Below are 26,094 nucleotides of genomic sequence, written 5' to 3'. Positions count from 1 at the left end.
CGGATCGGCAGTGTGACGGCCCAAGCAAACCAGGTCGCGGCCCCGCGCGCGAGTCGGCGCCCGCCGCCCCCTCTTCCTGGTACGGCGGGCGCCTGCCCAGGTCAGCGGCCTGGTACGGCTCGCGTCAGCAACGCACGGCGGCCCTGTCGCGGGTCACCAGGTCGGTCTCGCCCGCGGTCCCGTCGAGCCAGGCGATCGTGCCGCCCTCGCCGACGGAGAAGTAGTCCTGCAGCCCTCTGTTGCAGGAGTAGCGCTGCAGCGGCCCGCCGGTGAGCGGCGCCTGGTAGATCTTCGGCAGGGTGGCGTTCTCCAGGGTGTCGCCCTCCGGCCACGCCCCGATGGCGACCCGGGAGTCACTGGCGTGGAACCAGACGGGCTGCGGCGCGTCGGAGTCGTCGGGCACGACAGGGGTCGTGCCGGTGCCGTCGGCGGCGGCGCGCATGATGCCGTAGCGGCCGTCGGCGTTGGTGTCGACGGTCCAGACGACGTACCGGCTGAGCATGACCGGCAGGACGCTGTCCGAGGGCAGGCCGCCGGTGCCGGGCACCTCGGGCACGACGACCTCGGTGCCGGTCGCCACGTCGTAGACGGCGGGCGTGGTGTGGAAGGCGCCGCCCTCCTCCCAGGCACGCAGGTAGGCGAGCTTGCCGCCGTTGAGCGACGGCTGGTACCCGCTGACGCCGGCCGCCGCGGTGACCTTGACCGGCGCGGCGTCGCCGCGCTTGATCCAGATCTCCGTCTCGCCGCCGGCCTGCTCGAAGATCTGCCAGGCGATGACGTCGCCGGCCACGTCCAGCTCGGTGACCAGGTCGGGTGCCTGGTACACCAGGCGCGGCGGGCTGCTCGCGTCGAGCGGGCGGGCGTGGATCTGGAAGCTGGTGCCCGCGGTGTCGTACGACGCCCAGACGGCCTGCCTGCCGTCGGTCGCCGGGTAGTAGTTCCACCGGTCGCCCTCCGACAGCGTCACGGGCCTGCCGCCGCGCAGGCGTCCGGTGAGGATCCAGGACGGGGCGGCGCCGTCGGGCGAGGAGTTGGAGACCACGTAGCGGTCGCCGGCCACGTCCGGGATGGCGTTGAAGTCGGTGATGTTGTCGATCAGCACGCGGCTGTCGGTGCGGATGGTCCGCTCCCAGCCCGGCCTGATGCCGTGCCGCTCGAACGCCAGCGCGACCGTCAGCCGGTCGCGGGCGGACCAGCCGAGGGCGCGGGCGGCCGACTCGACGGCGCGGCGGCCGTCGGTGAAGTCGTCGAGCGGCGTCATGTACTCGGTCAGCGCCTTGTAGGCGAGCTTGTCGGCCTTCTCGCCGCCGAGCTGCTCCCTGACGTCCCACAGGGCGCCGGAGAAGATGGTGGAGTTGAGGTGCACGCCGCCGTTGTCGAAGGTGACGGTCACGCCGAGGTAGTCCTTGCCCGCGACGCGGGCGTCGTCGAGGTCGCGGCCGGCGCACTCGGCGGGCGGCAGGGTCCTGCACAGGCCCTCGCCCAGCAGGCTCGCGTCGGGGTCGGACATCGGGATGCCGAGCGTGTCCACCTGGACGGCGTTGCCGAAGTAGTCGGCCAGGCCCTCGTTGATCGCGCCCGACTGGCCGAGGTAGACCAGGTTCGCGCTGTGCTCGATGACGCCGTGGGTCATCTCGTGGCCGACGACGTCGAGGCTGGCGGCGAAGGAGTGGTATTCCTCGCCGCCGCCGCCGTAGACCATCTTGGTGCCGTCCCAGAAGGCGTTGGCGAACGGCTCGCCCTCGATGGTGACGTTGACGACGGAGTACATGGTGCCGCCCTGGCCGTCGAGCCCGTCTCGGCCCAGACCCCGGTAGAACTCGTAGACCTGCCCGGCGCCCCAGTGGGCGTCCACGGCGCCGCTCACGGTGTGCTCGGGGCCGAACACGGGCGTCGCCGAGCGGGCCGGCTCGGTGCCGGGCGGGATGCCCGATCCCAGGTAGTCGAAGACATCGCCGCCCCGGGCGTCGTAGGTGAGGATCTCGCCGGTGGTGCCGTTCCACATCGCGCGGGAGCGGTCGCGCAGCTCGTAGGCGCCGTCGGCGCGCTGGTAGGCCTCGAGCGTGACGTCACGGCCGTGGGCGGTCCGGCCGCTGCCCTGCACCGGGCCCTCGTACCGGAGCCGGTCCACGGTGAACAGGGGGCGGCCGGAGCGGGCGTCCACGTACGCGTCGAGCAGCAGGGGACGCCCGGCGGCGCGCCCGCTGAGCACGACGTGCCAGGCGAGCACGCCGGCGCCGCGCGGCACCACGACCAGCTCACCGGTCCTGGCGGTCAGGTCCCGGGTCACGCCGTGGGAGCGGCCCATCAGGCCGCGGGCGATCCTGGCGGCGGTGTCGCCGGTGACGGACGGGGCCGGGTCGACGCTCAGCTCGGTGAGGAAGCGGCCGCCCGCGCCGACCACCTCACGCTGCCCGCCGTCGGTGCGGAAGTGCACGAGGTAGTGGGCGCCGAAGACGGGCAGGCCGCGGTGGCGCTGGGCGAACCTGACCGTCTCGTCCCGGCCGTCCACGACGGTCTGGATCGGGGTGAGCTCGGCGGGGTCGAGGTGGTAACGCGGGTCGGCCAGGTGCGCCCTGGCCGCCGCGACGGGGTCTCCCGCCTGGGCGGGCTCGGACAGGCCGCGCACCTCGGCGGGGGCCTGGGTGCCCGCCCGGCTCTCCACCTCGGGTGGCGGGTCCTCCGCCACTGCCACACCGGGGAAGAACAAGGCCGCGCATAACGCGGCGGCAAGAGTGATGGGACGCCAGGACACGACACCTCCAGGTGTGTGCGATGGTTTTCTGGCGCTCCCGATCATCACCGGGACATTGACAAGGAGACAAATCACAATTCGATCAATTCGAATTGGAATGATGCATTTTCAGGGTGAATTCCGGTGGATTCACAAGCGGTAGACGCGCCGCGCGTTTCCCGACCCGATCATGTGGGCGATGCGGGCCGCGTCGGCCGTGCTCCACTCCCCCGCCGAGATCCGGGCCGCCAGCGCGGCGGCCAGCGCCCGCCGGTAGGTCAGCGCGCCCAGGTAGCCGGTCTCGGCCAGGCCGCGGCAGCCGGAGCTGAACAGCTGCTTGTGGAAGGGCGCCAGCTCCAGCAGCTCGTCCATGATCCGGGCCGCGGCGGCGGTGCCGTGCGGCAGGGCCAGGCCGACGTCCACGTACACGTGCGGGAAGACCCCGGCCAGGTGGGCGGCCTGGCGGTGGTACGGGTAGCAGTGCAGCAGGATCACCGGCACGCCGAGCGGTTGCAGCGCCGCGGCGAACGTGCTCAGCCTGGCCGGGTCGGCGCGGTGCGGCTCGCCCGCCTGCCCGCCGAACCCGGTGTGGAACTGCACCGGCAGGCCCCGCTCCCTGGCCACGTCCACCGCGCTCCAGAGCAGGTAGCGCAGCAGGACGTGGTCGGTCAGCGGCTGTTTGGGGTCGGCCAGCCGCCGGTTGGCCGCCGCGATCACCGCTCCCCTGCTGGGCCTGGCCGGGTCGAAGTCCAGGCCGCAGCGGGCGCCGATGACGGTCTTGAGCCCGACGGCCCTGGCGGCCCTGGCGGCCAGCTCGTCGCTCAGGTTGTCCAGGTAGTCCACGGCCAGCTCCGCGGTGGCGGCCACGTCCCGCTCGATGCGCTCGATGCGGACGAGCTCGTCGGCGGCGGCGCCGCCGTGACGGCCCATCTCGGCGGCGGTCAGCACGTCGAGGTCCGCGCCGAAGCCGGCGTGGCTGTCGGCGTGAGTGTCGGCGTGAGTGTCGGCGCAGGCGTCCGGGGAGGCGTCCACCAGGAAGGCCACCACCCCGGCTCCCGCCAGCAGCCGCCGGTTCACCTCGCCCGCCCCCAGCTCGGTGCGGCGGGCCAGGTAGACGGCGGGCGGCGCGTGCGGCTCCAGGTCGAGCAGCGGCGCGCACCAGCGGCGCACGGCCACGCCGAACGGCGTGTCGAAGTGGGTGGTGCCGGGCGGCGACGGGCTGCCGCCCTCGCCGCTGAGCAGCTCGAACTGCGCTCTGCTCAGGTCGTCCCGCCGCACCCCGTGACAGTGGTGATCGACGAGCGGGGCGAGCAGCGCGTCACGCACCGTGCCGGGCAGGTCTACGGGGAGCATGCGGGGAACTCTAGGGGAGCCCCGCACGCTCCCGCCCGGGTTTTACCTACCTGCGGGACAGACGCAGCACGTTCGCGATGATCTTCGCGCCCGCGCCGCCCTCCTGGGTCAGAATCGACTCGGGGTGGAACTGCACGGCGAAGCGCCGCCGCGCCGGGTCCTCGATCGCCATGACGTTGCCGTCGGGCGTCAGCGCGGTCGGGGTGAAGCCGACCACGCCCGGCCGCTTGGCGTGCAGCGAGTGGTAGCGCGCCGCGGTGAACTCCGCGGGCAGCCCCTCCAGCAGCGCGCTGTCGCCGAGCCTGCCGACCTGGCCGCGCTTGCCGTGCTCGGGGTAGTCGAGCAGCTCCAGCGTGCCGCCCGCGTGCTCCACCATGGCCTGCAGGCCCAGGCAGACGCCGAAGACGGGCAGGTCGCGGGCGTAGACCTGGTCGAGCAGGGCGGAGATGCCGAAGTCGGTCGGCCAGCCGGGCCCCGGCGAGAGCACCACCAGGTCGGGGGCGATCTCGTCGAGCATGCCGACCGGGAAGCCGTGGCGCAGCGTCACGACGTCGGCGCCCTCCTGGCGGAAGTAGTCGGCCAGGGTGTTGACGAAGGAGTCCTCGTGGTCGACGAGCAGCACCTTCATGCCCTCGCCCGGCTGCTCCCTGAGCTCCACCCGCTCGACGGCCTCGGGCTGGTTGACCGCCGCCAGCGCGCCGAGCAGGGCGCTGGCCTTCAGCTCGGTCTCGCGCTCCTCGGCCTCGGGGTCGCTGTCGAACAGCAGCGTGGCCCCGGCCCTGACGGTCGCCACGCCGTTCTTGATCTGCGCCGTACGCAGCGTCAGGCCGGTGTTCATGGAGCCGTCGAAGCCGATGAAGCCGATGGCGCCGCCGTACCAGCGGCGGGTGGTGGCCTCGTGGTCCTCGATGAACTGCATGGCCCACGTCTTGGGCGCGCCGGTCACCGTGACGGCCCACATGTGGGTGAGGAAGGCGTCGAGGGCGTCGAACTCGGGGCGCAGCCGGCCCTCGATGTGGTCGACGGTGTGGATCAGGCGGGAGTACAGCTCGATCTGGCGGCGGCCGATGACCTTGACGCTGCCGGGGACGCAGATGCGCGACTTGTCGTTGCGGTCGACGTCGGTGCACATGGTCAGCTCCGACTCCTCCTTCACGCTGGACAGGAGGGTGCGGATGGCCTCGGCGTCCTCGACCGGGTTGCTGCCGCGGGCGATCGTGCCCGAGATGGGGCAGGTCTCGACGCGTTCGCCGGTGACGCGGACGTACATCTCGGGTGAGGCGCCGACCAGGTGCTCGCCCTCGCCGAGGCTGATGATGAACTCGTACGGGGCGGGGTTGCTGTGGCGCAGGCCGCGGTAGAAGGCGGACGGGTCGGTGCAGGCGGCGTGGAAGACCTGCCCGGGCACGACTTCGAACAGGTCGCCGCGCTTGAACTTCTCCTTGGCGGCAGCCACGACCTTGGCGTACTCGCCCTTGACCGGGTCGGCCGGCAGCTCGGCCGGGACGACCGGCGGGGCGGAGGTGCCGGTGCGCTCCAGGCCGCGGGTGCTGGTGCCGTCGACGGTGAACTCGTAGCGGTACTCGAAGCTGGTCTCCCGCTGCCGGTCGATCACGACCAGCCGGTCGGGCAGGTGCAGCACCAGGTCGCGCTGGTCGTCGGGGCGGACGAGCTCCTGCCTGATGGGCTCGAACTGGAAGGCCAGGTCGTAGCCGAAGGCGCCGTAGAGGCCGAGGTGCGGGTCGTCGCCCTGGAACGCGGCGATGACCTCGCGGATCGCGGTGAACACGGTGGGCCTGCGGCTGCGCATCTCCTCCGGCAGCAGGTCCTCCGACTCGGCGACGTACACCTCCACGCGGTCGGCGGTGGGCTCGGTGACCGGCTTGCCCGCGGCCAGCAGGCAGGAGGTGACGGCGGGCAGCACGACCCTGCCCCGCTCGTTGAGCGCGGTCGCCGAGATGGTGCGGCCCTTGGCGACCAGCTCCAGGCACGGGTCGACGTAGCCGAACGCCCATCGGCTGTAGCGGCCCGGGTAGTCCATGCCGGAGGAGAAGGCGCCACCGCGCCGCTCCGACAGGGCGGTCACGATCTCTTCGAGGGCGGCCTCGTCCACCTCGCGTGTCTCGCGCTCGACACCGATGCCCCCGGCGGTGGTATATCCGCTCGTCTCCACTTGCTGCCCCTTTACCACATCAAATGATCGAGCCCCGGGGCGGACACGAGAAAGGCCGCCTATCCGGGGCGGCCGTCCGTTGAAGGAATGCGAAACACGCGCCGCCTAGGAGCGGCGCCACCACTGGAGCTGAGCGTGATTTCGCATGACGTCCAGACTAACCGCCGGACCATGATCGCGCAACGCGACCCGCCCGCCGCGCACGCGCGGCGCCGGCCGCGCGCGGCCGGGCGGCCAGGTGGCCAGGCGGCTGACCAGATTACATTTCCGTCGGCAAAGTAACGTTTCACGGCACCTCTTGCTTTCCGAACAAGATCTCTTCACCCTTCTCGACAGAGGCGTAAAGATCACCTCTTTCCATGTCGTGAAGGAGAGCCAGTGCCCCACACTCCCCGCTGGCGTGCGGTCCTGTTAGGGATCGCGACCGTCGCCGGCCTGCTGGTCCCGCAGGCCGCGGCGCAGGCGGCGCCGGATCCCGGCAAGATCGACGCGACCGTCCAGGCGCAGTTGTCGCAGGACGACAAGGCCACCTTCTGGGTACGGATGAAGGGAACCGCCGACCTGAGCGGCGCCCGCCGCGCCCTGACCAAGGAGGCGAAGGCCGAGCAGGTCTTCGAGGCCAAGACCGAGCAGGCGCAGTCCTCCCAGCAGGGCCTGCGCAAGCTGCTCGACTCCCACCACGCCGACTACACCCCGTTCTGGATCGTCAACGCGGTCAAGGTGACCGCCGGCGAGAAGCTGGCCGCCGAGATCGCCGGCCTGCCCGAGGTCGAGCGGATCGACCCGGTGCGCACGCTCACGCTGCCCAAGCCCGTCGCGGGCACCACCCAGGCGCGGGTGAACGCGGTGGAGTGGAACATCGACCGGGTCAACGCCCCGCGCGTGTGGGACGAGCTGGGCAACCGCGGCGAGGGCATCGTGGTCGCCAACATCGACTCGGGCGTCCAGTTCGACCACCCCGACCTGGCCGCGAGCTACCGGGGCAGGAACCCCGACGGCACCTACACCCACGACTACAACTGGTTCGACCCGGCGGGCGTCTGCCCGACGGCGGCGCCCTGCGACAACAACGACCACGGCACGCACGTCATGGGCACCATGGTCGGCGCGAACGGCCTGGGCGTGGCACCCGGCGCCAAGTGGATCGCCGTCAAGGGCTGCGAGGTGAACACCTGCACCGACGCCTCGCTCCTGGCGGCCGGCGAGTGGGTCGTGCGGCCCACCGACCTCAACGGCCAGAACCCGCGCCCGGACCTGGCTCCGGACATCGTCAACAACTCCTGGGGCGGCGCCGGCTTCGACCCGTTCTACAAGGAGGTCGTGGACTCGTGGCTGGCGGCGGGCATCTTCCCCGCCTTCTCCAACGGCAACGAGGGCCCCGCGTGTGACACCAGCGGCTCGCCCGGCCAGTACCAGAGCGCGTACAGCTCGGGCGCCTTCGACGTCAACAACGCGCTCTACGCGCGCTCCAGCAAGGGCGAGGGCGAGAACGGCGAGATCAAGCCGAACATCGCGGCCCCCGGCGTCAACGTGCGCTCCTCGGTCCCCGGCGGCTACGACAGCTTCACCGGCACCTCGATGGCCTCGCCGCACGTGGCTGCCACGGTGGCGCTGATCTGGTCGGGCTCGCCCGGCCTGCAGGGGAACGTCGCGGCCACCCGGCCGCTGCTGGACGGCACCGCCGTGGACGTCGCCGACACCAGCTGCGGCGGCACCGCGGCCGACAACAACATCTGGGGCGAGGGCAGGCTGGACACCTACGCCGCCGTGCTGGCCGCGCCCGACGAGGGCCTGGGCGACCTGTCCGGCACGGTGACGGAGGGCGGCGCGCCCGTGTCCGGCGTGACCGTCACGGTCTCCGGCCCGATGACCCGCACCATGGTCACCGGCGCGGACGGCAGGTACGCCATCCCGCGCCTGCTGGCCGGCGAGTACGAGGTCAGCGCGGAGAAGTTCGGCTACGCCCGCGCGACCGCCGCCGTCACGATCACCGCCGACCAGGCCGCCACGGCGGACGTGCCGATGACGCCGCTGCCGACGGGCGTCGTGTCGGGCACGGTCACCACGGCAGGCACGCCGGAGCCCGCCGCGACGGTCGTGGCCGCGGGCACGCCGGTGAGCGCCGTGACCGACGCGGCGGGGCGGTACTCGATGACGCTGCCGCACGGCTCCTACGAGCTGCGGGTCACGCCGTCCTCCCGCTGCTCCAGCGCCTCGCAGGCGGCGGTGACGGTGGCCGGTGACCTGGTCAGGGACATCGAGCTGCCGCTGCGCGGCGACAACTTCGGCTACACCTGCCGCAGCGGCGCGCAGGCGTACGCCGCGGGCACCGAGAAGCTGGCGCTGACCGGCGACGACGAGGCCCAGCAGGTGACGCTGCCGTTCCCGGTCCCGTTCTACGGCACCGGCTACACCAAGGCGTGGATCGGCACGAACGGGTTCGTCACGTTCGCCGCCGATCGGGTCACGACCGGCAGCAACGGCAGGCTGCCCACGTCGGGCACGCCCAACAACGCCGTCTACCCGTACTGGGACGACCTCCTCGTGGACGCCCAGGCGGGCGTGTACACGGCGGTGACGGGCACGGCGCCGCACCGGACGTTCGTGGTCGAGTGGCGCAACGTCAGCTTCTACAACGAGACCGGGCAGCGGGTGTCGTTCTCGGCGCTGCTGGGCGAGGACGGCTCGATCGCCTTCCGGTACAAGGACATCGAGAGCGAGCGCGACCGGGGCAACAGCGCCACGATCGGCATCGAGAACGCGGCGGGCGACGACGCGCTGCTGTACGCCTATCAGGAGCCGGTGCTGGAGAACGGGCAGGGCCTGACGTTCACGGCCAGCAGGCACGGTCTGGTCACCGGCAAGGTCACCGACGCCAACGACGGCGACCCGATCGGCGGGGCGACGGTGAAGGTGGGCGACGTGGCGACGTTCACGACCGCCGCGGACGGCACGTTCTACGGGCAGGTGCTGGCCGGCGACTACGAGGTCGTGGTGTCCAAGGAGCACTACGGCACCTTCACCCAGCAGGTCACGGTGGCCGCGACGACGGTCACGCGGATCGACACGGCGCTGGTCACGGGCCGGGTGAGCGCGTCGGTGGCGGAGCTGACCGTGGTGATGCCGGCCGACTCGACCCGGTCGCGGACGGTGGAGCTGACGAACCTGGGCTCGCCGACGCCGTACACGGTGACCGGCGAGCCGTGGTTCACGGTGGCGCCGACCTCGGGTGAGCTGGCCAAGGGGCAGGCGGTGACCCTGAAGGTGGACGTCTCCAGCGCCGGGGTGGCGCCCGGCACGTTCAAGGAGGGCAGGCTGACGGTCAAGTCGGCCAGCGGCAGGCAGCCCACCATCGAGATCAAGGTGACGGTCGTGGTGCCCAAGCACCAGGTGGCCATCGACACCGGCGCCACGCGCACCTTCGTGGACACCGCCGGTGACACCTGGACGCCGGACAAGAAGTACGTCCAGGGCGGCTACGGCTACCTGGCCGACCAGAACCGCACGCAGAGCACGTCCAGGACCATCGCCGGCACTTCGGACCAGGCACTGTTCAGGACGGCCAGGGAGTCGATGCTGGAGTACCGGTTCGACAACGTGCCCGCCGGGACGTACACGGTGGAGCTGAGCTTCGCCGAGATCAGGAACATGCGGATGGGCCAGCGCGTGTTCGACGTCCTGGTCGAGGGTCAGCTCGCGATCCCGGCGCTCGACCTGGCCCTGGAGTCGGGCACGTACACGGCGGTGAGCAGGCAGTACACGGTGAAGGTGACCGACGGGCAGCTCAACGTGCGCTTCGCGACCCGGCAGGGCGCGACGATCGTGAACGGGCTGCGCATCTCGGAGCGCCCTGACAAGGCGGCTTCCTAGCCCCTGTCGCGGGCCCGCCGTCCGTGGCGGGCCCGCGACATCCGCGAGGGCCGTTCGCGCGAAGAAGGGAGGCAGGCAACACCCTTCAGAGGAGAGATCCGATGCGTAAGCAACTGGCGCTCGCCGTCACGGTGCTCGGCGCGGGCGCGGTACTGGCGGCCTCGCCCGCGCAGGCGCACAGCCGCGACGACGGCCCGCGCGTCACCGGCCTGACCACCATGGGCGAGCTGGTCACCTTCGACGCCGGCAACCCCAAGAGCGTGAACCGGGTGGGCAAGATCAGCGGCCTCAAGGGCGACATGAAGGTCGTCGGCATCGACTACCGGGTGCAGAACGGCAAGCTGTACGCGGTGGGCGACAAGGGCGGCGTCTACACGGTGGACGGCAAGGCCAAGGCCACCAAGGTGTCGCAGCTCACCGTGGCGCTGAACGGCCAGGCGTTCGGCGTCGACTTCAACCCCGCCGCCAACCGGCTGCGCGTCATCAGCGACAGCGGCCAGAACCTGCGGCACAACCTGGACGACCAGAACGGCGCGCCCGCCGCCGGCCAGACCGCCACGGACGGCCCGCTGACCAGCCCGCCCGTGCCGCCCGCGACCGCCGGGGCGACCGCGCTCGGGGTGACCGGCGCCGGCTACACCAACAACGACCTCGACGCCACCACCGCGACCACGCTGTTCGACGTGGACACGACGGCCGACCAGGTCTCGGCGCAGTCGCCGGCCAACGCGGGCAACCTGGCGCCGACCGGCAAGCTGGGCGTGGACGCCGCCGCGGACGCGGGCTTCGACGTTCACAGCCAGCTCAAGAAGGGCGTGACGGTGGCCAACACCGGCTACGCCACGCTCAGGGTGGACGGCGCCTACCGCTTCTACACGGTGAACGTCCTGACGGGGGCCGCGACGGCGGTTGGAACGTTCCCGCCGGGCCGTCAGGTCAGCGACATCGCGGTCCAGCTCGGCTGATTGCGCAACCGTCGCCCCGGGCTACCGCACACCGGGGCGGCTATGTTACTGGTTGGTATATGAGACGCGTACGGCTCCAGCGTGATCTACCGGTGCCGATGCCCGACGGCGTGACACTGCTGGCCGACCACTACGCCCCCGCGGATGGGGAGCGGGCCCCCGTCATCCTGATGCGCTCCCCCTACGGCCGGCGCGGCCTGTTCGGCTGGTACTACGGCCGCGGGTTCGCCCGGCAGGGCTTCCACGTCGTCATCCAGAGCTGCCGGGGCGGCTTCGGCTCCGGCGGGCTGCTGGACCCGCTCGGCGACGAGCACGAGGACGGCCTGGCCACCGTGGCGTGGCTGCGCGGGCAGCCCTGGTACGGTGGCTCGTTCGCGATGTTCGGCCCCTCCTATCTCGGCTACACGCAGTGGGCCGTCGCGCCCTACGCCGGATCGGAGCTCAAGGCCATGGCCCTGCAGATCACCGCCTCCCAGTTCAGGGACGCGGCGTACGTGGGCGGCGCGTTCGCGCTGGAGTCGGCGCTGAGCTGGACGACGCTCACCGACGGCATGTCCCGCCGCTTCGGCGGCAGCACCTCGGTGCTGACCGCGCCCCGGCTCACCCGCAGGGCGCTGCTGTCGGGCCGGCCCGTGGCGGAGCTCGACCTGGTCTCGGCGGGGCGGCCGCTGCCGTTCTTCCAGGATCTGCTCGCGCATCACGCCGACCCGGCCGTGCCGTACTGGGAGAAACGGGACTTCTCCGCCAAGGTGGGCGAGGTGGACGCGGCGGTCACCATGCTGGGCGGCTGGTACGACGTGTTCCTGCCGTGGCAGCTCAAGGACTACGCGGCGCTGCGGGCCGCGGGACGGCGGCCGTACCTGACGATCGGGCCCTGGTACCACATCGACGCCCGGCACGGCCGGCCCACGATGGCCGAGGCGTCGGCCTGGTTCCGCGCGCACCTGCTCGGCGACCGCTCCCGGCTGCGGCCCGACCCGGTGCGGATCTACGTGACGGGCGCCGAGGAGTGGCGCGACGCGCCCGACTGGCCGGTGCCCGGCGTGCGCGAGCAGCGCTGGCACCTGCAACACGGCGCCGGGCTCGGCGTCGAGGGGCCGCTGGAGGCGCCGCCCGACCGCTTCCGTTACCACCCCGCGCACCCGACGCCGTCGATCGGCGGCCCCGTCCTGCTGGGCGACTCCAGGCCGCGCGACCAGCGGCGGCTGGAGCAGCGCCGCGACGTGCTGGTCTACAGCTCGGCGGCGCTGGAGTCGGAGGTGGAGGCGATCGGCCCCGTGCGCGCGGAGCTGTTCGTGCGCTCCAGCACCCCGTCGGCGGACGTGGTGGTGCGGGTGTGCGACGTGCATCCCGACGGGCGCTCCATGAACGTGTGCGAGGGTGTGCGCCGCGTCGGCGGCGGGCAGGACGAGGTGCGCAGGGTGGACGTCGAGCTGTGGCCGACGGCCCACCGGTTCCGGCGCGGCCACCGGATCAGGGTGCACGTGGCGGCCGGGGCGTACCCGACGATCGCCCGCAACCACGGCACCGGCGACCTGCTCGGCGCGGCCGGCACGATGGTGCCCGCCGACGTCGAGGTCTTCCACTCCCCCGACCGCCCCTCGGCCGTGGTGCTGCCGCTGTGCGCGCCGCACGCCTGATGTCGCTGGTCCTGCTGCTGCAGGGCCGGGGCGGGATGACGGCGGCCGAGCTGGCCAGGGAGCTGGAGGTCTCCGAGCGCACGGTGCACCGCGACATGCTGGCGCTGGCGGAGGCGGGCGTGCCGGTCTACGCCGACCGGGGGCGGGGCGGCGGCTACCGGCTGCTCGACGGCTACCGTACCCGGCTGACCGGGCTGGACCGGGCGGAGGCCGAGGCGCTGTTCCTGTCGGGGGTGCCGGCGGCGCTGCGCGAGATGGGGCTGCAGGACGTGGCGGCCACGGCGCGGCTGAAGGCGGCCGCCGCGCTGTCGCCCGCGCTGCGGGACGCGCCGGTCACCGCCGCGCAGCGCTTTCACCTCGACGCGCCCGGCTGGTGGGCGGGCGACGACCCGCCGCCGCCCGCGCTGGCGCCGCTGGCCAGAGCCGTGTGGCGGGACCGGCGGGTCTCCGCCGTCTACAAGGACACCCTGCGGGTGCTGGAGCCGTACGGGCTGGTGCTGAAGGCGGGCGTCTGGTACCTCGCGGCGCGGCACCGGGGCCGGTTCCTGATCTTCCGGGTGCACCGGTTCGGGGAGATCTCGGTGCTGGAGGAGCAGTTCGACCGGGATCCGGGCTTCGACCTGGCCGCGTTCTGGGCGGGGCAGGCGGCGGAGTTCGCCCGGTCGCTGCTGCGGGAGGTGGTCACGCTGCGGCTCACCGAACGGGGGCGGCGGATGTTGCGGCACGTCGCCGACCCGGCCGCGCTGGCCGACGCGCTGGCCTCGCTGGAGGAGGACGGCACGGTGCGGCTGGCGGTGGAGTCGGTGCCGGTGGCGTTCTCGCAGGTGCTGCGGTTCGGGCCGGAGGCCGAAGTGCTGGATCCGCCGGAGCTGCGGGCGATGGTCGCCGAGGCCGCCGCCCGCATGGCCCGGCTCTACGACGGCTGACTAGCGGTAGGCCTGCCAGCCGGTCTCACCGTTCTTCTCGCGCACCTCGGTGATGAAGCTCCACACGCGCGGGCGGCTGCCGTCCACGTCGGTCACGTCGTACGCCTGCGCCAGCTCCTCGCTCGACACCGACCTGCCGGACCAGCGCAGGCGGTCCGGGTCCCGGGCCAGGGCGGCGATGCCCCGGCCGAGATAGGCGGGGGTCTCCGAGACCATCCAGGCCGGGTCCACCTCGGCCTCGCGCCAGTTGTCCTCGGTGACGCCGAAGTTGTCCAGCATGGCCTCCGAGCGCAGGAAGCCCGGGGTCACGGCCAGCCCGGTGCCCCCGTACGGGCGCAGCTCGTTGGACCAGGCGAAGCCGAGCCGGTTGACCGACATCTTGGCCAGGTCGTAGTAGACGTTCTCCCGGTAGCGGGTCTCGTTGAACTCCCAGGTGCCGTCGGTGACCTCGACCACCAGGCCGCCCTCGTGCTCGATGAGCAGCGGCAGCAGGTGGCGGCTGCTGATGAGGTGGGTCTCGATGGCCAGCCTGAGCAGCCGCAGGCCCTTGTCCTGGTCGTGCTTCCAGACCGGCGTGTCCCACTCCCACAGGTGGTCGCCGCCCCACACGTCGTTGACCAGCACGTCGAGCCGGCCCTGCTCGCCGCGTACCCGCCCGGCCAGGGCCGCGACCTGCTCCTGTTCGAGGAAGTCCACGCGCACCGGGATGCCGATGCCGCCGGCCGCGGTGACCAGCTCGGCCGTCTCCTCGATGGTCTCGGGCCGGTTCATCTCCGAGCGTCCTTCGCGGGTGCTGCGTCCCGTGCAGTAGACGGTGGCGCCGATCTCGCCCAGCGCCACCGCGATGCCTCGTCCCGTTCCGCGGGTCGCGCCCGCCACAACTGCGATCATGCGCCCATCGTGTCCGCAAAAGCCGACATGTCATGTCATGTTTTCTCGCGCATGTTCTTCGGGAATGCCCTGTGATAAGTAGGGAGTTACCATGAACAGCGAATTCGAGCTTCGCGGAGTCAACCACGTCGCGCTCGTCTGCTCGGACATGAAGCAGACCGTCGACTTCTACTCCGGCGTCCTGGGCATGCCGCTGATCAAGACCATCGAGCTGCCGATGGGCTGGGGGCAGCACTTCTTCTTCGACTGCGGTGGCGGCAACGCGCTGGCCTTCTTCTGGTTCCCCGACGCGCCCGACGGCGTGCCGGGGGTGTCCGCGCCGAAGAACCTGCCCGACCGCGGCGAGCTGCTGTCGGCCGTCGGCTCGATGAACCACCTCGCCTTCGACGTACCGCCGGAGAAGATCGAGGAGTACCGCGACCGGCTGATCGCCAAGGGCATCGACGTGGGCGTGCTGCTCAACCACGACGACAGCGAGTTCGGCGTGGCGCCCGAGCCGCACGACGGCGTGTTCGTCAGGTCCATCTACTTCAAGGACCCCGACGGGATCCTGGTGGAGTTCGCCGCCTGGACGCGTCCGGTGGGGCAACCCGGCGACGTACGGCACGAGCCCCGCACCGCGGCGGACCGGACCGTGTGATGCCGCGCCTGCGCCGGGTGCCGCGCGAGGAGATGACCGACCCGGTCGTCCAGTTCTTCCACGACCGCCTGATCCTGCCCGACGGCACCGGCACGGCCACCGGCTCGCCGGGCGACTGGTGGGAGGTGTTCGCACTCCACCCGAAGATCTTCCGGCACTGCGTCAAGGGCTTCGAGCTCTACCGGGGCACCGCGCTGGACCCGGTGCTGCGCGAGCTGGGCCAGGTGCGGGCGGGGTGGGCGCGGCAGAGCCAGTTCGTCTACTCCCAGCACTGCAAGCAGTTGCGGGCGCTCGGCGTGACGGAGGAGAAGGTTTCGGCGGTCGCGCACTGGGCGGTCAGTGATCTGTTCGACGAGCTGGAGCGGGCGGTGCTGGCCTACACCGACGCGCTGGTGCTGGACGGGGGGCGGGTGCACGACGAGGTGTTCGCCGTGCTCAAGCGGGAGCTGCCGGATGAGCAGATCCTGGAGCTGACGTATGTGACGTGTCTGTACGAGATGCACGCCACGATGGCGCGGGCGTTGCGGCTGGAGTTCGACGACCGGCCGGAGCCGATCGTGGAGGTGCCGGCGCCCGACGGGTACGGCGCCCGGGACATCTCCGAGGATCTGGCCAGGCCACGCGATCCGGCCGCCGGGACACCACCCGCGGTCACCTGACCATCACGGCACGCGCCGGCCCGCGCACCACCGCCGGCCCCGGCGTGAGCCCTGCTCGCACTGCCCGCCGGCTGCCTTCCGCCCCGGCGCAAGCCATCCCCTCACGCCGCCTCCCCGCGAGCCATCCCCTCACGCACCCCGCGAGCCATTCCCTCACGCCACTCCACGCCAGCCATCGCCTCACACCACCCCCGCAAGCCACCCCCTCACGCCGTCACGGCCCCGCGAGCCGGCAGCTCCGGCACACCATCGCCCAGCCGACCATTCGGCGCGGCCAATCGACCGCTCGCCGATCGGTGATCCCGTTCACCGGGTGCCCGTCGCTAGGGTTTCTGCTGGTCCGCCCCGGTCCGCCATCTCACATGGCGAGATTTCATCTCGACATTTAGGCCAAACCGTAACACTGCGGACATTGGGTTTAATATCTCCGAAAAGCTAACCTCCCTCCATTGACATACACGTCAGGACCCGGTCAACAGCCGGGTCCTGATCCGTTCATCGGAGGGACGATGACTACCGGGGAACCCGGGCAGCCACGCACCGACCGCAGCCCCTGGAACTGGCTGCTGGTCCTGCCGATCGTGCTGCCCCTGCTGACGTTCCTGTTCAACGCCGACGAGCCGCGCCTGCTGGGCTTCCCGCTCTTCTACTGGCTGCAGATGGCGTTCATCGTGGTGGGCGTCGTGTCCACGACCATCGTCTACAGGATGACCAAGTGAGCGGGCACACGACCGAGCTGGTCGTCTTCATCGTGCTGTTCCTGATCGTCAGCGGCATGGGCTTCGTCGCCTCGCGCTGGCGGCGGCCCGACGACCTGGCCAGCCTGAACGAGTGGGGCCTGGGCGGGCGCAGCTTCGGCTCCTGGATCACCTGGTTCCTGATCGGCGGCGACCTCTACACCGCCTACACCTTCGTGGCTGTGCCGGCGCTGGTGTTCAGCTCGGGGGCCATCGGGTTCTACGCGCTGCCGTACACCGTCGTGGTGTACCCCTTGGTGTTCCTGGTGCTGGCCCGGATGTGGTCGGTCTCGCACGTGCACGGGTTCGTCACGCCCGCCGACTTCGTCAGGGCCCGCTTCGGGTCGCCGACGCTGGCGCTGGTCATCGCGATCACCGGGCTCGTCGCGACGATGCCGTACATCGCGCTGCAGCTCGTCGGCATCGAGGCCGTGCTCAAGGCGATGGGCATCACCGGGCACCTGCCGATCATCATCGCGTTCGCGATCCTGGCCGCCTACACCTACCAGTCCGGCCTGCGCGCGCCCGCGCTGATCGCGTTCGTCAAGGACGCGCTGATCTACATCGTGATCCTGGCCGCGGTGATCTACATCCCGTCCCAGCTGGGCGGGTGGGACTCCATCTTCGACGCGGCCAAGGCCAAGTTCGACGCCACCCCGGCGCCCGGCGACGGATACATTCTCAACGCCAACAACCAGCTCCAGTACGTGACGCTGGCGTTCGGCTCGGCGCTGGCCCTGTTCCTGTACCCGCACAGCCTCACCGGCGTGCTCGCCTCCAAGAACCGCAACGTCATCAAGCGGAACATGTCGGCGCTGCCCGCCTACAGCCTCGTGCTGGGCCTGATCGCGCTGCTCGGCTTCATGGCCATCGCGGCGGGGACCAAGCCGGTCACGGCCAACGGCAAGACCGACACGAACACGATCGTGCCGGTGCTGTTCGACCAGATGTTCCCCGACTGGTTCACCGGCGTGGCGTACGCGGCCGTCGGCATCGGCGCGCTCGTCCCGGCGGCGATCATGTCGATCGCGGCGGCGAACCTGTTCACCCGCAACATCTACCGCGAGTACATCAACAAGAACGCCACCGACTCCCAGGAGGCCACCGTCTCCAAGCTGGTGTCGCTGGTCGTCAAGGTGGGCGCGGTGCTGTGCATCCTGCTGCTCGACCCGCAGTTCTCGATCGACCTGCAGCTCATCGGCGGCGTCATCATCCTGCAGACGCTGCCGTCGGTGGGGCTGGGCCTCTACACGCGCTGGTTCCACAAGGGCGGCCTGATCGCCGGCTGGGCGGCCGGCCTGGCGGCGGGCATGTGGATGCTCTACCTCATCCCGAACCCGGCCACCGGCAAGCAGCACTTCGGCGGGTCGGCGTTCGCGCTGTCCAACTTCGGCTTCGACACCAAGATGACGATCTACGCCGGGTTCCTGGCGCTGGCCGTGAACCTGATCGTGGCCGTCCTGGGCACGCTTATCTTCAGGGCCGTGAAGGTGGCCGACGGCGAGGACGCCACCGCGCGGGACGACTACTTCGCCGACGAGGGCGACCCGAAGGTCAAGGACCTGGACCTCACCGGCTCCCACTGACCCCCTCCTGCTACGCGGCCCGTTCCCTTTCCTCGGGGCGGGCCGCGTGGTCGTTCCCCGGGGTCAGCCCTGGTCGAGATAGCCGGGGTTGGCCACCTCCAGCTTCGCCCGTACCGCTTGCTCCAGCACCGCCACCAGCACGTCGTCGTCGGCCAGCCGGCCCTCGCGGACGGCGGCGGCCAGCTCTGCGTCGTCCGCCATCCCGAGTGCTGCCAGGCTCGCGGCGTGCTGCTCTGCCTGGGCGGGGCCCAGGTGGATCTCCCGTTCGACCATGCCCAGCACGTTGATGGCCACGCGGGTGTGGTAGCGGACCCTGCCGTTCACGGCGGGGAGGACGTCTGTTTCGAGGAAGTCGCGGACGGCGACCAGGAGTTCGGCCGCGGTGGGGACGTCGTGCGGAGCGGTCACCCCTCTTCCTTAGCAGAGCCCGGGGCTGGTCCCAAGGTTTGATTCGTGCTCGCATCGGCGGGCCGCCGCTGTCCTCCGGGCGGCCCACCGCCGCTGTACGGGGCCACATCGCCTGCCGGGCGCAGCCCAGCGGCGCCTTCCACGCGCGCAATTCACCAGCACGACCTGGGTGTACCGGCCGCCGACGCGATCGGCGTGCACTGGCCGACGGCGCGCCACGAACCGGTGCCACCGCCACCGCGAACCGGTGCCGCCGGCCCTGCGGGCGGGCCTGGGCGCCGTGCCGGTGCTGATGGCGAGGCGGGCCTCTAGGACCGGCGCGCGGCCTTGATGCCGCGAGTGATGATCCCCTTCCACAGCCCGTTCTTCTGTTCGTTGAAGGTGTGCCCCCAGGACGGCTTCCACCTCCCGTCCTGAGCGGAATCACCCGAGATGTACGGCGAGGCGGAGCCCGAGCCCGCCGAGGACGCCACCGGCAGGGCACCGATCGCGTTGACGGGCCAGTAGACCGTGCCGATCCGGCTCACCTCGCTGTCCTCCAGCCGGACCAGATCGTGGCTGAGGTTGCGGGCGTGGCGCCCGACGGGCTGGGTGCGGCGGTAGAGGAGGATGGCGAGCGGGAACGTGGTGTCGATGGTGGAGATGTAGCGCTTCCACCTGTCGGCCATGACCAGCAGCCCGCTGGCCCGGTAGGCGGCGGCGATCTGGCGGCAGATGTCGGCGACGATCGCCCCGCACAGCCGGTCGCGGACCGCGAGGTCGGGCAGGGTGAGTGCGAGCCTGGCGTTCAGGCCGGCGGCACGGCGCAGGAACATGCAGCCCTCTTGGGGGGCGTCGTTGTTGATGAGCAGGACGCCGAGCTTGAAGGCCGCCAGCGCGTTGTCGTTCTCGGCATCACCGAGAAGCGCCGGGCCGCAGGGGCCGAACCAGCTGCGCATCCGGTCCGCGGTCGCCTGCCCGCGAGGCGAGGCGCTCAGGACGGCGAAGGTCGCCTCCTTCTCCACGGGCTGGGCGTCCTGTTGCTGGTGCGGGCCGGACGTTCCGGGACAGGGCTGTTCCTGGGGCTGCGGTGGCGCGAGGTCGGACGCGACCGTCCCGCCGTCCGGCGCGGGCGTGCCGGGGAGGTCCTCGCACGCGGGCCACGGGCTGCCCTCGGGCCTGACGACCGGCTCGCATGCGGGCCATGCGCTGTCCTCCGGCCCGACGACCGCCCCGGGCACGAGCCACGGGCTGTCCTCCAGCTCGACAACCGGCTCGGGCACGGGCCATGCGCTGCCCTCCGGCTCGCATGCGGGTGCAAGCGTCTGCAACGCCATGACGGGCGCGAGAGTGAGCGAGGCCAACGGGTCGGCTGAACGGGAGGGCGGTGGGATCGTGATCGCAGAGCCAGCCGGAAGGTCCGATGCGACCTCCCGCTCAAGCGAAGCCTCCTGCACGAGCGAAGCCTCCTGCCCAAGCGGCGCGTCCTGTACGAGCAGCGACGCATGCTGCGCGAGCGACGTCGCTCCCGGCGCGGCTGCCGTGGGAGGCGTGGCGTCGACCGCCTGGAGGTAGAGCTGGTACAGCTGCTGTTTGCTCCCCAGCGTGTCCGTCGCGACCCCGGTGCCGGTCAGCTCGGTGCGCAGCACGTCGAAGACGCAGGCGAAGCTCTCCCAGCGCGGCGGTTTCTTCCGGCCCTGACCGGTGAAGATGGCCGCCACGGTGGTCTTGCTCAGGCCGAGCACGTTCTTCCGGGCGATGTAGCCGTACGACACATCGCCCGCGATGCGGCGCAGCCGCCGCATCTCTTCGTAGAGCCGCTCCATGGGAGCGTCGACCGCACGGCCAGTCATCGTGGCGGTCACCGCCAATCACAGGTTGCGCCTTGGAGTAATCGGAAAGCAAAAGTCTCTCGCACTCGGCCTTGCCTCCGAGACCACATCCGTTCAAGTCGCTCATCCGGAACGAGCCAGTACGACACGGTCAGTGCCTTGGTGTCCCCAAGCGGGCATCGGGTGGAGTCCTTGCTGTTCCGGGTCGTTCCGGATCGTTCTGGAACGGTCGGTGCGGAACGAATCGGATCGATGCTGCGGTACGTTCCGGGTCGCTGTGAGACGTGATGGCGGTGCGGCAACCAGCCTCACGAGCGTTCAGGGCTTCCTGGAACCCCCGGACAACTCCCGGAGCGCCTCCGAAGATCCGCGTAGCCACCGCGGAGCTGCCGTAGAGCCGCCATGCAGTCTCCGGGGCGCACGCCACCGGCGCACTGGGTCACGTCCACTGACGCCGGGGCGCAGGCGCAGGGCCCCGGGGCGCAGGAGCGCGGGGCGCAGGAGCGCGGGGCGCAGGAGCGCGGGGCGCAGGAGCGCGGGGCGCAGGAGCGCGGGGCGCAGGAGCGCGGGGAAAGCGCCTCCGGCGCGGCGGACAAGCCATCGGCGGCACGCCTTCGTTCCGGATCGGACCGGTTCGGCAGCTCTGCCGACCGGCACAACCGACAGACGCTAGGCATGGAGGCGGACCGCGACACCGCGTTCACGGGCCCGCCGGCACCACCGCAGCAGCGAGACAGCCGGTACGCCCGACGACTTCGACCCTTCACAACGCCGTGAGGAACGCCATGAACAACTACCGGGGACTCTGGGTGGCCGTGATCGTCACCGCCGGTCTCTTCGTCGCCTTCGCCGGCGGCGGCCTGGCCTGGCTGGGCGGCACGCCTGTCCCGCTGGCCGTCCTGGCCGGGGCGGCCGGCTTCGCCGGTTTCGTGGGGCTTGCGCTGGCCGTCATGACGTTCCTGACCCGTGCGCAGGACTGAGCCGTGGCCATCCTCACCCGGCCACAGCCCGCCGGAAGGTCCGCTCGCTGCCGGGGAGCCGCGATGAGTCCGCCCACGTTCGCCTGCCAGCACATGCCCGGCGTCACCGTGATCTCGGTGGCCGGGGATCTGGAGGCCGCCAACGCCGACCGGCTGGACGCCTTCATCAGCCGGGCGCGGCGCCGGCCGGGCGACCAGGTGGTGCTGGACCTGAGCGAGGTGCCGTTCGTGGGGCACTCCGGGCTGCGGGTGCTGCTCAACGTGCGCGCCTCGACCCGTCGGCACGGCGGGGACCTGCATCTGGCCGCGCTGCAGGAGTCGCCCACCCGCCTGCTGGACGACACCGGGGCCCGGCCTGTTCTGACCGTGCACCACAGCGTGGAGCAGGCGATCCTCGCGGCGCTGCACGCCAGCCAGCCGCCGGTGTGAGCGGGGACGATACATCGGATCTTGGGAAAAGTCGTCCTTTATCGGGGTCCGATCATGTTGCGGATAATCTGCGCACATGCACACACAGTCCCCCCTCGAACCGGCTCCCGTGCTCGGCCCGCGCCTCATCAGGGCCGAGATCTTCGTCGTGATGTCGGTCTCGCTCGGTGCCAGCGCCCTGGTCGCGTTCGTGCGGCTGATCGGGTCGCTGACGGCGCCGCGCGAACTGAAGGGCCAGCAGGCGGTGCTCGTCGGGTCGATGGCGCCCGGGCGGCCCTGGCTGGACCTGGCGTTGCAGCTCGTGCAGATCGCGATCGCGGTGGCGCCGGTGGGACTGGTGGCGTACCTGATGGTGCGCTCGGGAGAGTCGTTGCGGACGATCGGCGCGGACTTCCGCCGGCCCGGTGGCGATCTGGTGCGCGGCGCGCTGCTCGCGGCCGCGATCGGCGGCTCCGGGCTGGTGTTCTACCTCGCGGTGTGGGCGGCCGGCGTGAACCTGACCGTCGTGCCGGGGGCGCTGCCCGAGGAGTGGTGGCAGGTGCCGGTGCTGCTGCTGGCCGCCGCGCAGAACGGGGTGCTGGAGGAGGTCATCGTCGCCGGTTATCTGCTGCACCGGCTGGGGCAGGCCGGGTGGACGCCGTGGAAGGCGGTGGTGGTGTCGTCGCTGCTGCGAGGGTCGTATCACCTGTATCAGGGTTTCGGGGGGTTCGTGGGGAACGTGGTGATGGGGGTGGTGTTCGGGCGGGCGTATCAGCGGTGGGGGCGGACCATGCCGCTGATCATGGCGCACACGCTCATCGACGCCGTCGCCTTCGTCGGGTACGCCTTCCTGCGCGGCCGGGTGAGCTGGCTGCCCTGACCCTGCCGCCCCCAACCGCCGCCCTGACCCTGCCGCCCCAACCGCCGCCCTGACCCTGCCGCCCCAACCGCCGCCCTGACCCTGCCGCCCCAACCGCCGCCCTGCCAACCGCGGCTCTGGGTGGCCGCCTGCAGCCGCCGCCCGCAGCCGCCGCCGATCCCGCTGCCTGAGCCGTTGACCGGTGCCCGGGTTTCGGGTTGGGTTCGTTTCATGAGCTTCGCGGTCCCTGACAGCGTCCGGCCGATTCGCGACGCCGTGCACGCGTTCATGACCGAACGGGTCGAGCCCGCCGAGCCGGTGCTGCACGCGGGCGGCCCCGCAGCCGCGGCGGCGCTGGACGAGCTGCGCGCGCAGGCCAAGAAGGAGGGGCTGTGGGCGCTCGGCCACCCGCGTGAGCTGGGCGGCGGCGGCCTGCCGTTCCTCGACTACGTCTACGTCAACGAGGTGCAGGGCCGCAGCGAGTACGGCCAGATCGCGCTCGGCACGTACACGCTGCAGGACTCGCTGATGCTGCACGAGCACGCCTCGCCCGAGCAGCGCGAGCGGTTCCTGGAGCCGCTGGTGCGCGGCGAGATCTCGCCCAGCTTCGCGATGACCGAGCCGAACGTCTCCAGCAGCGATCCCACGCAGATCACCACGTCCGCCGTGCTCGACGGCGCCGAATGGGTGATCAACGGGCACAAGTGGTTCACGACCGGGGCGTCGCGGGCGGCGTACACGACCGTGATGTGCAGGACCGAGCCCGACGCGCCTGCGCACCGGGCCTTCTCGATGATCGTGGTGCCGACCGACACGCCCGGGTACACGATCGTGCGCGAGACTCCGGTGCTGGGGCTGGACGGCGCGCACTGCGAGGTGCGCTACGACAACGTCCGCGTCCCGGCGTCGAGCCTGCTCGGGGAGCGCGGGCACGGCTTCGTCATCGCGCAGCGGCGGCTCGGGCCCGGGCGCATCTTCCACTGCATGCGCTGGCTGGGGCAGGCGCAGCGGGCCTTCGACCTGATGTGCCTGCGGCTGCACGAGCGCACGGCGTTCGGCCAGCCGCTGGCGAGCAAGCAGCTCATGCGGCAGCACGTGTTCGACTCCTACACCGAGATCCAGTCGGCGCGGCTGCTGACACTGCAGGCCGCCGAGGCGATCGACCGGGGCTCGGAGGCCCGGGTGGAGATCGGGGCGATCAAGGTCGTCGGTGCGCGCATGCTGCACAACGTGATCGACCGCGCCATCCAGGTCTACGGGGCGGCGGGCCTGACGCCGGACACGCCGCTGGATCGCATGTATCGGCACGCGCGGGCCGGGCGCATCTACGACGGGCCGGACGAGGTGCACATCGACTCGGTGGGGCGGCGGATCCTGGGCGAGTACGCGGCGGGCGGTTCGTGGGAGTTCGGCCTGCGATGATCGATCGTGACGCGATCGTCCGCGAGGCGTTCGGGGCCGACGCCACGATCGAGGCCGGTGTCCGGCTGCCCGGCGGGGCGTCGAGGGAGACGTGGGCGCTCGACGTCGCCACCCGCGACGGCGGCCGGCACGAGCTGATCCTCCGCCTGGACTCCCCCGGCGCCGCTCCCGAGGCGGGCGCCGGGCTGGCCGCCGAGGCGCGGCTGATGCGGGCGGCGGCCGGAGCGGGGGTGCCGGTGCCGCGGATCATCGCGTGCGGGGAGTCGTACATCCTCATGACGCGCGTCCCCGGCGAGACGATCCCGCGCAAGATCCTGCGGGACGAGGCCTACGCGGCCGCCAGGCCGCGGCTGGCGCGGCAGTGCGGGCAGGCGCTGGCGGCCATCCACCGCATGCCGCTGTCGGCCCTGCCGCCGGAGCAGGGTCCCGAGCCGCAGGATCCGCTGCTGCGCTGGCGGGAGGTGATCGACCAGCTCGGCGAGCCGCACCCGGTGTTCGAGCTGGCGCTGCGGCGGCTGGCGGAGACGCGCCCGCGCGGCCGGCGGCGGACGGTGGTGCACGGCGACTTCCGCAACGGCAACCTCATCGTCGGGCCCGAGGGGATCAGGGCGGTGCTCGACTGGGAGCTCGCGCACGCGGGCGACCCCCTGGAGGACCTCGGGTGGCTGTGCGTGAAGGCGTGGCGGTTCGGCTCGCCGCTGCCGGTGGGCGGGTTCGGCGGCTACGGCGAGCTGGTGCACGCCTACGAGGAGGCGGGCGGGCAGGCCGTCGATCGTGAGGCGCTGCGCTGGTGGGAGACGTTCGGCGTGCTGAAGTGGGGCGTCATCTGCGTCATGCAGACCATGCGGCACCTGCGCGGCGGCGCCCGTTCCGTGGAGCTGGCCGCGATCGGGCGGCGCGTGTGCGAGAACGAGTGGGACCTGCTGCGGCTGCTGCGCGAGCGGCGGGAGCACCCGCTGCCCGGCACGTGCTGGTGAGGGCGCGCGCTACGGGGCCGGCGTGAGCGCGGCGGTGATCACGTCCACCAGGCCCTCCACCACCTGGTCGCGGTCCACCTCCGGGTGCTCCAGCCACCAGTCGCCGGTCGTCTGCACCATGCCGACGAACGCGTGCCCGAGCACCTGGGCGCGCGTCGGGTCGGGCACCACCCGCTCGGCGGCGAGCATCTCGCCCAGCTCCTCCCCCAGGCTGCGCACCAGCGAGGTCATGTGGGAGCGCACCCTGCTGTCCTCCGCGCCCGCCCGGTGGAACAGGAAGCGGTAGAGGTTGAGGTTGGCGGAGATCAGGTCGAGGTAGACGCCGATGGCGGCCCTGGCCCGGCCGCGCAGCCCGGCGCCGGTGCCGGCCAGCTCGGGGCGGAGCTGGGCGATGACCGTGCGCACGTGGCGGTCGGCCAGCGCCTGGTAGAGGCCGTGCTTGTCGCCGAAGTGGCGGTAGAGGATGGGCTTGGTGATGCCCGCCTCCGCGGCGATGGCCGCCATCGACACGCCGGGGCCCTCGCTGGTGATGACCCGGTCGGCCGCGTCGAGCAGCGCCCTGCGCCGATCAGGATCCCGCCCGTTCACAGGTCCAGGATAGATCGCCGGCGGGCCCTGGGCAGCGCCGACAGCACGAGGAGGGCGCCGAGGAGGGCGTACAGGCCGCTCATGCCGGCCAGGGTGCCGGGCGGCTCGGCCAGCTCGGCCCACGGCGCGGCATCCGGCGGCGACCACGGCAGGCCGCCGGCCCGCGCCCAGGGCAGGGTGGCGGCCAGGCTCATCGCGGCGTCCAGGTCGAGGGCGAACAGCACGCCCGCCGCCGTCAGCGGCACGCCGCAGCCGAGCGCGGCGGCGGGCCAGACGGACAGGAGCGTGACGATGACGGCCACGGCCGCCAGGTAGGCCAGCCCGGCGGGGGCCGGGGCGAAGGCGGCGTGAGCGGTGCGCAGGCAGCGGGCAGCGGCCTCGGTGAGGTAGTAGACGGGGGCGAGGGCGGCCAGGCCCGCCAGGGTCGCCAGGATCGGGCGGAGGCGGCGGGCAGGCGTCACATCGGC

At 71.9% G+C, this 26,094-nt stretch carries 21 protein-coding genes; 13 read left to right on the top strand and 8 right to left on the bottom strand.

Annotation, left to right across the window (positions count from 1 at the left end):
• Positions 1–124: 124 nt before the first annotated feature.
• The 3 genes from LCN96_RS22725 to LCN96_RS22715 all read right to left on the bottom strand — a co-directional run bounded on the left by LCN96_RS22725 (position 125) and on the right by LCN96_RS22715 (position 6,260).
• On the bottom strand, positions 125–2,755 hold the full coding sequence (locus tag LCN96_RS22725) for a M4 family metallopeptidase (RefSeq protein ID WP_225274884.1): 2,631 nt from the start codon (positions 2,753–2,755) through the stop codon (positions 125–127).
• A 129-nt stretch (positions 2,756–2,884) separates the two neighbouring features.
• A complete protein-coding gene (locus LCN96_RS22720) occupies positions 2,885–4,087 on the bottom strand; it encodes an amidohydrolase family protein (protein WP_225274883.1) in 1,203 nt (400 codons plus the stop codon).
• Positions 4,088–4,133: 46 nt separating this feature from the next.
• The gene (locus LCN96_RS22715) at positions 4,134–6,260 is read right to left on the bottom strand and encodes an anthranilate synthase component I (protein WP_225274882.1); all 2,127 of its coding nucleotides are present in this window, start codon (positions 6,258–6,260) and stop codon (positions 4,134–4,136) included.
• Between the two features lie 378 nt (positions 6,261–6,638).
• Here LCN96_RS22715 and LCN96_RS22710 point away from each other — a divergent pair, with 378 nt between their 5' ends.
• The 4 genes from LCN96_RS22710 to LCN96_RS22695 all read left to right on the top strand — a co-directional run bounded on the left by LCN96_RS22710 (position 6,639) and on the right by LCN96_RS22695 (position 13,661).
• Positions 6,639–10,130, top strand: coding sequence for a S8 family serine peptidase (locus LCN96_RS22710; RefSeq protein ID WP_225274881.1), 3,492 nt, complete (start codon positions 6,639–6,641; stop codon positions 10,128–10,130).
• A 101-nt stretch (positions 10,131–10,231) separates the two neighbouring features.
• Positions 10,232–11,095, top strand: a complete 864-nt coding sequence (locus LCN96_RS22705; RefSeq protein WP_225274880.1) for a DUF4394 domain-containing protein — start codon at positions 10,232–10,234, stop codon at positions 11,093–11,095.
• 59 nt (positions 11,096–11,154) lie between these two features.
• On the top strand, positions 11,155–12,735 hold the full coding sequence (locus LCN96_RS22700) for a CocE/NonD family hydrolase (RefSeq protein WP_225274879.1): 1,581 nt from the start codon (positions 11,155–11,157) through the stop codon (positions 12,733–12,735).
• Positions 12,717–13,661 (top strand): helix-turn-helix transcriptional regulator, encoded by a 945-nt coding sequence (locus tag LCN96_RS22695; protein ID WP_225274878.1) that lies wholly within the window; start codon positions 12,717–12,719, stop codon positions 13,659–13,661. The genes LCN96_RS22700 and LCN96_RS22695 overlap by 19 nt, the downstream gene beginning before the upstream one ends.
• Here LCN96_RS22695 and LCN96_RS22690 read toward each other — a convergent pair whose 3' ends face one another.
• Complete coding sequence (locus LCN96_RS22690) at positions 13,662–14,552, bottom strand: SDR family oxidoreductase (RefSeq protein WP_225274877.1); 891 nt, start codon at positions 14,550–14,552, stop codon at positions 13,662–13,664.
• Between the two features lie 91 nt (positions 14,553–14,643).
• On the opposite strand from LCN96_RS22690, the gene LCN96_RS22685 reads away from it, so the two are divergent.
• From LCN96_RS22685 to mctP, 4 genes are all read left to right on the top strand, one after another.
• Positions 14,644–15,192, top strand: a complete 549-nt coding sequence (locus LCN96_RS22685; RefSeq protein ID WP_225274876.1) for a VOC family protein — start codon at positions 14,644–14,646, stop codon at positions 15,190–15,192.
• A complete protein-coding gene (locus tag LCN96_RS22680) occupies positions 15,192–15,851 on the top strand; it encodes a carboxymuconolactone decarboxylase family protein (protein WP_225274875.1) in 660 nt (219 codons plus the stop codon). The genes LCN96_RS22685 and LCN96_RS22680 overlap by 1 nt, the downstream gene beginning before the upstream one ends.
• A gap of 509 nt (positions 15,852–16,360) precedes the next feature.
• The gene (locus LCN96_RS22675) at positions 16,361–16,570 is read left to right on the top strand and encodes a DUF3311 domain-containing protein (protein WP_225274874.1); all 210 of its coding nucleotides are present in this window, start codon (positions 16,361–16,363) and stop codon (positions 16,568–16,570) included.
• Positions 16,567–18,174, top strand: coding sequence for a monocarboxylate uptake permease MctP (mctP, locus tag LCN96_RS22670; protein WP_318528357.1), 1,608 nt, complete (start codon positions 16,567–16,569; stop codon positions 18,172–18,174). The genes LCN96_RS22675 and mctP overlap by 4 nt, the downstream gene beginning before the upstream one ends.
• A gap of 63 nt (positions 18,175–18,237) precedes the next feature.
• On the opposite strand, the gene LCN96_RS22665 is transcribed toward mctP, so the two are convergent.
• Both LCN96_RS22665 and LCN96_RS22660 read right to left on the bottom strand, forming a co-directional pair.
• Entirely contained in the window at positions 18,238–18,582 is a 345-nt protein-coding gene (locus tag LCN96_RS22665) for a DUF6285 domain-containing protein (RefSeq protein WP_225274873.1), read from the bottom strand.
• 308 nt (positions 18,583–18,890) lie between these two features.
• Entirely contained in the window at positions 18,891–20,426 is a 1,536-nt protein-coding gene (locus LCN96_RS22660; RefSeq protein WP_225274872.1) for a hypothetical protein, read from the bottom strand.
• Between the two features lie 752 nt (positions 20,427–21,178).
• Here LCN96_RS22660 and LCN96_RS22655 point away from each other — a divergent pair.
• From LCN96_RS22655 to LCN96_RS22635, 5 genes are all read left to right on the top strand, one after another.
• Positions 21,179–21,373, top strand: coding sequence for a hypothetical protein (locus tag LCN96_RS22655; RefSeq protein WP_225274871.1), 195 nt, complete (start codon positions 21,179–21,181; stop codon positions 21,371–21,373).
• A 63-nt stretch (positions 21,374–21,436) separates the two neighbouring features.
• A complete protein-coding gene (locus LCN96_RS22650) occupies positions 21,437–21,802 on the top strand; it encodes an STAS domain-containing protein (protein WP_225274870.1) in 366 nt (121 codons plus the stop codon).
• Between the two features lie 76 nt (positions 21,803–21,878).
• Positions 21,879–22,661, top strand: coding sequence for a CPBP family intramembrane glutamic endopeptidase (locus tag LCN96_RS22645; RefSeq protein ID WP_225274869.1), 783 nt, complete (start codon positions 21,879–21,881; stop codon positions 22,659–22,661).
• Between the two features lie 210 nt (positions 22,662–22,871).
• The gene (locus tag LCN96_RS22640; protein WP_225274868.1) at positions 22,872–24,062 is read left to right on the top strand and encodes an acyl-CoA dehydrogenase family protein; all 1,191 of its coding nucleotides are present in this window, start codon (positions 22,872–22,874) and stop codon (positions 24,060–24,062) included.
• On the top strand, positions 24,059–25,039 hold the full coding sequence (locus LCN96_RS22635; RefSeq protein WP_225274867.1) for a phosphotransferase family protein: 981 nt from the start codon (positions 24,059–24,061) through the stop codon (positions 25,037–25,039). The genes LCN96_RS22640 and LCN96_RS22635 overlap by 4 nt, the downstream gene beginning before the upstream one ends.
• A gap of 9 nt (positions 25,040–25,048) precedes the next feature.
• Here the strand turns inward: LCN96_RS22635 and LCN96_RS22630 are convergent, their stop codons facing one another.
• Together LCN96_RS22630 and LCN96_RS22625 are read right to left on the bottom strand one after the other, a co-directional pair.
• On the bottom strand, positions 25,049–25,627 hold the full coding sequence (locus LCN96_RS22630; protein WP_225274866.1) for a TetR/AcrR family transcriptional regulator: 579 nt from the start codon (positions 25,625–25,627) through the stop codon (positions 25,049–25,051).
• Positions 25,624–26,088, bottom strand: coding sequence for a hypothetical protein (locus LCN96_RS22625; RefSeq protein WP_225274865.1), 465 nt, complete (start codon positions 26,086–26,088; stop codon positions 25,624–25,626). The genes LCN96_RS22630 and LCN96_RS22625 overlap by 4 nt, the downstream gene beginning before the upstream one ends.
• Positions 26,089–26,094 lie beyond the last annotated feature (6 nt).

Source organism: Nonomuraea gerenzanensis (assembly GCF_020215645.1).
In the GTDB taxonomy this organism is placed as follows: domain Bacteria; phylum Actinomycetota; class Actinomycetes; order Streptosporangiales; family Streptosporangiaceae; genus Nonomuraea; species Nonomuraea gerenzanensis.
Note: the sequence above shows the minus strand (reverse complement) of the source record. Positions and strands in the feature narration are given on the sequence as shown.